The organism is Streptomyces sp. NPDC001744, from assembly GCF_042892575.1.
Taxonomy (GTDB): Bacteria; Actinomycetota; Actinomycetes; order Streptomycetales; family Streptomycetaceae; genus Streptomyces.
Genome location: NZ_JBIAUG010000046.1, coordinates 1 through 9,366, shown reverse-complemented (window position 1 = coordinate 9,366; position 9,366 = coordinate 1). Strand labels below are relative to the sequence as shown.

The window sequence follows — 9,366 nt, the reverse complement described above, 5'->3', positions numbered from 1 at the left end:
TCTCTGCCCCTCACGAGGGGCCGGCCCCGCCGTGAAGCCGGTCGGTGTCCCGTTCACAGCCTGACGCCCGCGACGACAAGCCGGACGTGGCTAAGACGTGATCGACGAGACGATGCCTAGTACCGGAAGCTGTAGTACGGGGTCCAGCTTGTGGTGTAGGCGCCGGGGCCGAACTCCGCCCTCGAGCCGGAGCATCCGAACTCGGTGTACACAGTGAGCCGTTCCCCTGTGTTGTTGTGGGGCCTGTAAGCGACCGTGTTACCACCGAAGTTGCTGCACGTGCCGCTCGGCGGGTTTCTCCAGGTCCACTGAGTGCCCTGGGCTCCCTGCCAGGTCAGAGTGCCGGTGGCGGCCTGGGCGTTGGTGGACAAGCCGACAACCAGCATGGCCGCGGCCGCCACGGGCGCGGTGATCGAGCAGGTCTTTTTGACCCACTTCCCGAAAGCCATAAGAGTCCTCTGTTCGCACGGTTCCCCAACCGGGGATCGACGGCAAGAAGATCACAGGGCTCCGGTTCGCAGAGGTCGCTTCGCCGAGATGGCCACCCGTTTGGCCTAATAGGCGCCAGCCTGACCCGACGTTGACCAAAGAGACAGAACCTAGCGGCCTCCCATGAGGAAGAGGGCCGAGACGGGGTGGGACAGGTCCTCCGCCAACTTCCCGGCGCCGGCCGCGACGGCCCGGAGCTCGGCGGCGGTCGTGGCCGCCCCGGTCCGCGGGTCGCCCTGCCCGGTCGTGACCCGGTCCTGGGAGGCCAGCATCTCCAGGACGTCGGCGGTCTGCTCGAACGCCTGCGGGAGGCGGTCGACCAGCGACTTCAGCACCCGGGTGGCTTCCGACAGAGCAGGCGCCGACAGATCGTCCGCGTCGTCCAGGAGCACACGGTTGTACTCCTCGATCAGGTCCCGGGCCTGCCGGGCCAGCTTCGCCGGATCCACCTTCGCCGCCATGTCCTCGCTCCTCACCATCGGGTGGCCCTCGCTGTTCCAGAGCTGGTACCGGCGGCAGATCCGTTCTTGCGAAGCCCGTGGTTCAGGGGGCGGTGCGGTCGAGAACGTTCGTCGGGTCACCGGTGGCCGGAGACAGCAGCTCCGGCTGGCGCGGATCGGCGACCGTCTCCCCTCCGGCGGCGAAGCGGGGGAAAGAGACGGCGCGCCAAAGCGCGGCGTGCAGGACGGCGTTCTGCTCGTCGCGGGTGTCGGTGGCGGGAGCGGGGGTGGGCGGGGTGCTGGTAAACGGCCGGCTGGCCAAGGCGCAGGTGAGGGCCCCTGGCCTGTCCTGGCCGGGGGCCCTCACGAAGGGGAGGCGGGGTCAGCTCAGCTGGTCGCCGGTGTACCGGTAGATCTCGCCTCCGGCGTTGACGTGCCAGACGGTGCCGTCGGCGCCGGCGGCGATGTCGACGGCGGTGCCGGGGATGTTGACCCACGGGTTGGTGCCGCTGGCGTCGTTGTTGGTGTAGCGGTAGATGCTGCCGGACGGGTCGATGCCCCACACGTTCGTACGGGAGCCCACCGCGATCCGCTTCAGGCTGCCGGGGACGTCTGCCCACGGGTCCGAGGGGTCCTGGTCGCCGGTGTACCGGTAGACCCGGTTGCCCTTGTTGACGCCCCACACCGTGCCGTCCGCGGCCGCACCGATGTCGCTGAGTGCTCCGGGGACCTTGATCCAGGGGTTGGCGTCGTGGTTGGTGTACCGGTAGATGCTTCCGGCGGAGTCCACGCCCCACACGTTCGTCCTCGAGCCCGCGTCGATGCGGACCAGGCTGCCGTTGATGCCCTTCCACGGGTTCGCGGCGTCCTGGTCACCGGTGTAGCGGTAGATCTGGTTGCCGCTGTTGACTCCCCATGTCGTGCCGTCGGCGGCGGCCCCGATGTCGCTGAGGCCTCCGGGGATGTTGATCCAGGGGCTGCCGTCGTAGTTGGTGTACCGGTAGATGCCGCTGCCCGAGTTCAGGCCCCACACCGTCGTCCTGGACCCCGCCGAGATCGCGCTCAGCCCGCCCGCGACCCTCACCCAATCCGCCATGTCACATCATCCTTCCCCGAGTTGTTAACGACTGGCGTGGCCATCGTCGGGGAGGAGCCGACCCGGCTAAAAGAGGGGAAAGCTTGTCTTAATAGCAAATAAGACACTAAACCCATGTTTAAACGGGAAGCGCCTTGCAGGGCGGAACCCGGCAGGTACCCGGCCAGGAGCATGTCGGCTGAAAGTCCTGTCCCACCTGCGGGGAGTCGACACACAAGCCGTTTCCTGCCCTGCCCGGCCTCCTCACCGGCCGGTGAGCTTCGCGCGCCAGTCGGAGTCGAGGTGGGCGAGTTCGATGTTTCCTTCCGGGGTGAGCAGGTGTGGCTGGTGAGCTCCCACGTCGGCCAGCAGACCGGAGACGAGGACGTAGGCCGTGCCGGCGGCACTATCGGGTGCTGGCCGGCCTCGTCGACGCCGACGGTGCGCTGCCCTCCATCGCAGGCGGCGTGGTCTTCGACGGCGATGACATCGGCCGGTGGAGGTGGCGGCAGCAGGAACCCGGCACCTGGGCGCAGCTGCTGCCCGAGCAGCGCGAGCGGCCGACCGCGCTGGGCATCCAGGCACCGCCCCCCGCCCCGGCGGCGGCCCCGGCGGCGGGCGGCGCGGGGAAGGGGCCGTCCCAGGCACAGCAGGCGTTCCAACGCGGCCTCGCCGCAGCGGCCCGGCCCGGCCCGGCCGGCGGTGGTACCCGAGCGGGTGAATCTCCCTGTCGCGTACGCGGGCGCGGCCTTAAACGAGTGCATCCAACTTGCCCTGTTTCATGGATTGTTGACAGATTTTAGATGTTCTGTCATGTTCTGCCCGCCTGATGGTGGCGACCGAGCGAAAGGTGAGTTCCATGGCACGACGGACCGAGTACGACGAGGCCCAGACCGCCCAGCGGCTGAAGGTGCCGGTGACGGCGTTCCGGTGGGCGCGGCACACCGGGACCGTCCCGGCCCCCGACCTCCCGGCGGAGCGGTGCTCGCGGGCGGCCGTCGAGGCGCTGGACGCCGGCGCCGTACGGGCCGCGATGAGCGAGGAGGCGATCCCGGGCGGGATGGCGGCGGACCGGATCGCCGCCGCGCTCGGCACCCCGAACGTGTCGGGCGAGAAGCCGGTGGCCACGTCGTTCGTGGTCCGCCGCCTCGTCGCCCGCGGGCTGCTGGTCGACCTGTCGGGCAACCCCTCAGGGACGCTGCACCACCCCGGCCAGGTCGCCGAGGTCTGCGCGCGGGAGGACCTGGCCGAACTCGTCACCGCGGACACCCCGCTCGGACCCGACCAGGCGACGACCCGTCTCGGTGTCAGGAGGGTGGAGTTCGACTGGACGGTCCGCCTCAAGTGGATCCGGGCCGCGGAGTGGGCCAAGGTGTGGTTCGGTACCTCGCGGGCCGGTGCGGTCGAGGTGCCGCTCTACCCGCACCGCCGATGTCGACGCCCTCCCCGACGCCCACCCCGAAGTCGACTGGGAGGAACTGCGCCGGGTCCAGAAGGGCCGATGCTCGCCGGTGGATGCCATCCGCAGCGCGGGGATGGCAGCAGAGCTATGCCACGACGTTCACGGTCGGTGGCCTGTCTGCTGGGCGCCGGCTGCTCATCGGGCTGCTCGATGTGACCAGCGCGAAGCCCTGGTCAGAGGGGTGGAGGCAAAACTTCATCACATGGTAACGATAACGATTTTCATTCTGTTAGAGTCTGGAGCCCCATACCTCCCCCCTTGAGGAACCTTCGTGCCACACCCCGCCGCAAGCACCGCCCGGCCCCGCCGCGTCGCACTCGCCGCCCTGGCCGCCACCGCCTGCGCCCTCCTCGGGGGCTGCTTCGCAGGTGACCCCGCAGGCCGGACGGACGGCGGCGCAGGTACAGGTGCAGGGGGTGACGGCGGCCGCATACGCGTCGCGATGATGCAGCCGCCACGGGCAGGGCTCTCCCCGCTCTCCGACGACGCCTTCAAGCTGTCGCGCTGGTCCACCGCCGAGACCCTGGTCCGTCTCGACCGCGACGACAACGCTGTCCCCTCGCTCGCCACCGGCTGGCGGCAGCAGGGCCGGACCTGGACGTTCACCCTGCGCGAGGACGTCACCTTCCACGACGGCAGCCCGCTCACCTCGGCCGACGTCGTCCGCTCCCTCACCACCGCCGCCACCGCCTCTCCCAAACCGCGGATCCTCGACGGCGTCGACCTCACCGTCCAGGCGACCGGCCCCCGTACGGTCGGCGTGACCACCGCGCAGGCCGACCCCCTCGTACCGCAGCGGCTCAGCTCCCCCCAGCTGTCCATCCTGGCCGCCAAGGCGTACCGGGGCAGGACCGTGAACCCGGTCGGCGCCGGGACCGGGCCCTTCGTCCTCGTACGCGCCGAGGGCGCCGCCTCGGCCACCCTCGACCGGTACGACCGCTACTGGGGCGGCCGCGCCAAGGCGGCCGGCATCGACGTCCGTTACGTGCCCGACGGCACCGCCCGGGCCGCCGCGCTGCGCAGCGGCGAGGCGGACATCGTCGAGGCGGTGCCGGTCTCGCAGGCCAAACTGCTGGACGCCGAGCTCATCACCGAGGTCCCCATGCCGCGGACCAACACTCTCTACCTGAACACCGAGCGCGGCGCGTTTCGCGATCCCGCGCTGCGGGCCGCGGCCCGTGAGGCCGTCGACGCCGGGGCCCTGGTCTCGGGCGTGTACGAGGGCCGGGCGGACCGTGCCTCCGGGCTGCTCGGGCCGGCCCTGCCGTGGGCGGCGAAGCTGCGTACCCCGGTCACGCACACACCGGCGGCCGACCCGAAGGGCGCCACCATCACCATCGGCACCTTCACCGACCGTGCCGAGCTGCCCGAGGTCGCTCAGATTCTCCAGCAGCAGCTGCGCCGGGCGGGGTTCAAGGTCGAGCTGGACGTGCGCGAGTACGCACACATCGAAGCCGACGCGCTGGCGGGCAAATTCGACGCCTTCGTCCTGTCGCGTGCCACCGTGCTCGACTCCGGCGACCCCGCCGCCTACTTGTACAGCGACTTCGCGGGCGACGGGTCCTTCAACATCTCCCAGCTCTCCGACCGAGCTGCCGACTCCGCGCTCACCACCGCTGCGGCGACGGCGACCGGTGAGGCCCGCAGGAAGGCCGTCATTGCCGCCGAAGCAGCCGTGCTCGCCACCGACGCGGCCGTGCCGCTGCTGCACGAGCGGGTGATCCAGGGCGACGGCGAGAACGTCGTGGGCGCTGCTCACGACCCCCGCGAGCGCGAACTCGTCACCGTCGACACCCACGTACGGTGAGCTCTCCCGTCCTCCGTGGAGGGGACGGCCGCAGCGGCACGGCCAGCCCTTCTCAGGATCGTCCCTTCTCCGCCGTGCCGCGCATGAAGTCTCCCCCGGCGGCGGCCGTGCGGGCCGGCGTCGTACGGCTCGTCGCGCTGGCGGCGGTCGTGGCCACGGTAGGGCTGCTCCCGTGGCTCTCCGGCAAGGACCCAGCGCTGTCGCTGTTGCGCGCCCGCTCCGCAGAGCAGGCCCCCACGCCCGAGGCGCTCGCCGCCATCCGCGCCGATCTCGGCCTGGACGCGGGCCCCGTGGGTCTGCTCGGCGGCTGGCTGACCGGGCTGCTCCACAGTGACCTGGGCGTCTCATGGGTGTCGGGCGCCGAGGTGCTGCCGTCTGTCGTCACCGGGCTCGGTGTGTCGCTGGCGCTGATGGGGGCGGCTCTGTTGGTCGCCCTCACTGTCGGGACGCTGCTCGCCGCCCCGGCGCTTCTGTGGGGCCGTGCGACGGGCGGAGCGGTGGCTGCGGTGCTCACGGCGATTCCCGAGTTCCTGCTCGCGCTTGTCCTTCTGCTCTCCTTCGGCGTGTGGCTGGGGTGGCTGCCCACCTCCGGCTGGGCCGGCCCCTCCCATCTGGTGCTGCCGGCCCTCGCGCTGGGCGTCCCGGCCGGGGCCCTGCTCGGCCGGCTGGTCGCCGACACCCTGCCGGCCGTCCTCGACGAGCGGTGGGTGGAACTATGGCGGGGCGCCGGCGCAGGCCGCGGGCGGATCACGGGCGCGGCGATGCGACGCGCGATGCCTGCGCTCGCCGGGCAGTTGGGAATGGTGGCCGTGGGTCTGACCGGTGGCGCCGTCGCCGTCGAGACGGTGTTCGCCGTGCCGGGCATCGGCCGCACGGCGCTGGGCGCGGCCACCTCCCAGGACCTCCCGCTGCTCCAGGGGTGCGTGCTCGCCCTGCTCGGACTCGGTCTCCTCGCCGGGGCTATGGCCTCGCTCGTCCGGCGCCGGCTGCTCGGGCCGGCGTCACGGGAAGGCGGGCTCGGCCTGCCGGTGCCGCGTGCGCGGCGGATGCCCCTGGCCGTGCCGGCGGGCCTGGCGGTGGTCCTCACCGGGGTGATCGGCTGGGGGCTGCTGCGGGATCCGTACGCGGTCGACGTGGCGGCCCGGCTCGCCGCGCCGTCGGCGGCTCATCCGCTCGGCGCGGACGCGCTCGGCCGGGACGTACTCGCCCGCCTCGGGCACGGAGCAGCGGCGACGGTGGGCACGGCCGCGGCCGTGACGGCGGTGAGCTGGCTGATCGCGCTGCTCCTCGGTTTCGTCCCCGGGGTGACCGCCGGCCTGGCGGACATCGCCAACGCGCTGCCGCCGGTCCTCACCGGACTGCTGGTCGCGGCGGTCACCGGTCCCGGGAGCGGGGCGGCGGCGCTCGCCGTGACGCTGGTCTCCTGGCCGCCGCTCGCCGCGCACGCGTCGGCGCTGGTCCAAGAGACGCGGGCCTCCCGCTTCCTGGTCGCGCAACGGGCCATCGGTGCCGGGCCCGGGTGGATCTGGACCCGGCACATTCTGCCGTCGGTGGCCGGCCCGGTCGCCCGGCACGCCGTGCTGCGGCTACCCGGCATCGCGCTCGCGCTCGCGTCGCTCGGCTTCCTGGGGCTCGGTGCCCGGCCCCCCTCGCCCGAGTGGGGGCTGTTGCTCGACGAGTCGGCCGGTTACGTGGAGCGGGCACCGGTCGCCGCGCTCGCGCCCGCAGTGGCGCTCGCACTGCTCGCGGCGCTCGCGGTCTGCTTGTCGTCCCTGGGCGGGCCGACCCGCCATCGCCCTTCTCGACCGCGCACCGTACCGGCTTCGCCCTTCCGGCTCCCCGCCCTGCTTACTTCGAGGAAAGTTCGCCCCGTGTCACTCCCCCTAGCTGCCTCCCCCACGCCCCTGCTCAGGGTGGACGGGCTGCGGATCTCCTTCCTCGACGGCGACGCCGTGCGGGGCGTCTCCTTCGCTCTGTCCGCCGGTGACGTGCTTGCCCTGGTGGGCGAGTCGGGGGCCGGCAAGTCCCTCACCGCGCGGGCGCTGCTCGGGATGGTCCCGCGCGAGGCCGTCGTCAAGGGCCGGGTGCTGCTGCACGGTGAGCCCGTGACGCCGGCCGACCTCGGCCGCCGGCTCGCGTGGATCCCCCAGGAAGCGATGTCGGCACTGTCGCCCGTACACCGCGTCGAAGACCAGCTGGCTTTCGCAGTAAGGTCCGTGGCGCGCGTGAAGCGCAGCGCTGCACTCGACGTCGCCCGCCGCGCCCTGGCCGAGGTCGGTCTCGGGCCGGAGCCAGCGGGCGCGTATCCGCACACTCTGTCGGGCGGCATGCGGCAGCGTGCGGTGATCGCCATGGCGCTCGTCAACGAGCCGGCGCTGGTCGTGGCCGACGAACCGACCACGGCGCTCGACCCGGAGCGCCAGGAACAGGTGCTCACCCTCCTGCGAGAGCGCTGTGCCGCGGCGGGGACCGCGTTGCTGCTCGTCAGTCATGATCTGGCGGCGGTACGGCGGCACGCCGACCGGGTGGCCGTGATGTACGCCGGGCGGATCACGGAACTCGGCTTGACGGAAAGGGTGCTGGGGCGGCCGGTCGCCCCGTACACCAGAGGTCTGCTCGCCTCGCTGCCGGAGGCTGGCCTGCCCCACCGCTCGCGGCTGCCCGTGTTCACCGACGCCCCGCACACCCCTGGGGCGGTCGCCGGCACCAGGTGTGTCTTCGCGCCGCGCTGCCCGGGCGCCGACGAGCTCTGCCGGCAGCGGGAGCCGGTGCTCCGCGTGGTCGACGGGCGGTCCGTCACCTGCCATCACCCCTTCTTCGAGGAGACGGAGTGAACCCACTGCTGGAGGTACGCGACCTGGTCGTGCGGTACGGGGAACGGCGGGTCGTCGACGGGGTGTCCTTCACCGTCGGCGCCGGGGAGGCGGTCGGGCTCGTCGGCCCCTCGGGGTGCGGCAAGTCGACGACGGCCCAGGCGGTGCTGCGGCTGCTGCGGCCGCACTCCGGGTCGGTGCGCTTCGACGGCGTCGAGCTGACCGGCCTGCGCGAGCGCGAATTGCGGCCCCTGCGGCTCCGACTGCAGCCGGTCTTCCAGGATCCCTACGCGGTACTGAGCCCGCGCCACCGGGCGCGGACTCAGATCGCGGAGCCTCTGCGCGTCCACGGACGCCGGCCCGGTGTAAACGGTGCGGCTCGGGTCGAGGAGCTGCTGGAGCTCGTCGGCCTCTCCCCCGCCCATGGGGAACGGCTCCCGCACGAGCTGTCCGGAGGCCAGTGCCAGCGTGTCGCCATCGCCCGCGCGCTGGCGACACGACCGGATCTGCTCGTCCTCGACGAGCCAACCTCCGCACTCGACCCCTCGCTGCGGGCCAGCATCCTCAACCTACTGATGGACCTCCAGGACGAGCTGGGAATCGGCTTCCTGCTCATCTCCCACGACCACGCCGCCGTCCGGCACGTGAGCCACCGTGTCCTGACCATGCGCGACGGAAAACTCCTCCCGTGACACCGCTTGCCGGCGCCCGCGGGGTGAGCCCGTCACGGGTGTGCCGGGCTCGAGCGGTTCTAGGGCAGGGCCTGCCAGGCCAGGGGGGCTGCGCACTCCCACTGGCCTGTGTGGTGGACGGAGGGCTGGTCCGGCGCGGTGGAGCGCGGGTGCGGTGGAGGACGTGGCCACCACCCTCGAGGTCCTGACCGGTGCGCTCGCCCGGCTCGATTCGGAGTGCGCGGAGATCCTCTCCGTCGTCCCGGTCGCGGCGGCCGCCGTCGTCGAGCACGCCGAACAGTCCGGTGCAGGGGAGGACGAGCCCCCGACAGCAGGGTGACGGGGTGACGGTCGGGACGAGTACGGCGCTGCGCCAGGCGCTCGCCGCTCACGGCCCGGCCCGAGGGGCGGTCCGCTCCACGAGTCACAGCTGGACGAAGACGGTCGACACGTCGCTGGCGGCCAGCGGAGAGCGGCTAAGACCGTGTCCTATGTGGTGAGGCGGTCGTTGGGCTCGTCATGGGGAGGGGTGCGTGGAGTTGGATTGTTCCGGACGGGTTGTGGGAGATCGCGAAGCCGCTGATCCCGCCGTCGAAGGTGCGGCCGCAG

The 9,366-nt window shown here is 72.2% G+C and carries 8 protein-coding genes and 2 pseudogenes; 7 read left to right on the top strand and 3 right to left on the bottom strand.

Features of this window, described 5'->3' with window-relative positions; all coding sequences use genetic code 11:
- Positions 1-599: 599 nt before the first annotated feature.
- The 3 genes from ACFYZY_RS29850 to ACFYZY_RS29840 all read right to left on the bottom strand — a co-directional run bounded on the left by ACFYZY_RS29850 (position 600) and on the right by ACFYZY_RS29840 (position 2,025).
- Complete coding sequence (locus ACFYZY_RS29850; protein ID WP_388700360.1) at positions 600-950, bottom strand: hypothetical protein; 351 nt, start codon at positions 948-950, stop codon at positions 600-602.
- Between the two features lie 82 nt (positions 951-1,032).
- Positions 1,033-1,251 carry a hypothetical protein gene (locus tag ACFYZY_RS29845; protein WP_388700358.1) on the bottom strand — a complete coding sequence of 73 codons (219 nt, stop codon included), beginning with the start codon at positions 1,249-1,251 and terminating at the stop codon, positions 1,033-1,035.
- Positions 1,252-1,311: 60 nt separating this feature from the next.
- On the bottom strand, positions 1,312-2,025 hold the full coding sequence (locus ACFYZY_RS29840) for a tectonin domain-containing protein (RefSeq protein WP_388700357.1): 714 nt from the start codon (positions 2,023-2,025) through the stop codon (positions 1,312-1,314).
- An 838-nt stretch (positions 2,026-2,863) separates the two neighbouring features.
- Between ACFYZY_RS29840 and ACFYZY_RS29835 the strand changes: the two genes are divergently transcribed.
- The 7 genes and pseudogenes from ACFYZY_RS29835 to ACFYZY_RS29805 all read left to right on the top strand — a co-directional run.
- Complete coding sequence (locus ACFYZY_RS29835) at positions 2,864-3,622, top strand: hypothetical protein (RefSeq protein ID WP_388700354.1); 759 nt, start codon at positions 2,864-2,866, stop codon at positions 3,620-3,622.
- Positions 3,623-3,908: 286 nt separating this feature from the next.
- Positions 3,909-5,273, top strand: coding sequence for an ABC transporter substrate-binding protein (locus ACFYZY_RS29830; RefSeq protein WP_388700351.1), 1,365 nt, complete (start codon positions 3,909-3,911; stop codon positions 5,271-5,273).
- Positions 5,274-5,356: 83 nt separating this feature from the next.
- A pseudogene (locus ACFYZY_RS29825) lies at positions 5,357-7,066 on the top strand (ABC transporter permease subunit); the annotation flags it as partial.
- Positions 7,067-7,144: 78 nt separating this feature from the next.
- Positions 7,145-8,107, top strand: a complete 963-nt coding sequence (locus ACFYZY_RS29820) for an ABC transporter ATP-binding protein (protein ID WP_388700362.1) — start codon at positions 7,145-7,147, stop codon at positions 8,105-8,107.
- Positions 8,104-8,778: an ABC transporter ATP-binding protein gene (locus ACFYZY_RS29815; RefSeq protein WP_388700349.1), complete on the top strand. Its 675-nt coding sequence runs from the start codon at positions 8,104-8,106 to the stop codon at positions 8,776-8,778. The genes ACFYZY_RS29820 and ACFYZY_RS29815 overlap by 4 nt, the downstream gene beginning before the upstream one ends.
- 163 nt (positions 8,779-8,941) lie before the next feature.
- A complete protein-coding gene (locus ACFYZY_RS29810) occupies positions 8,942-9,097 on the top strand; it encodes a hypothetical protein (RefSeq protein WP_388700348.1) in 156 nt (51 codons plus the stop codon).
- Between the two features lie 179 nt (positions 9,098-9,276).
- A pseudogene (locus ACFYZY_RS29805) lies at positions 9,277-9,366 on the top strand (IS5/IS1182 family transposase); the annotation flags it as partial.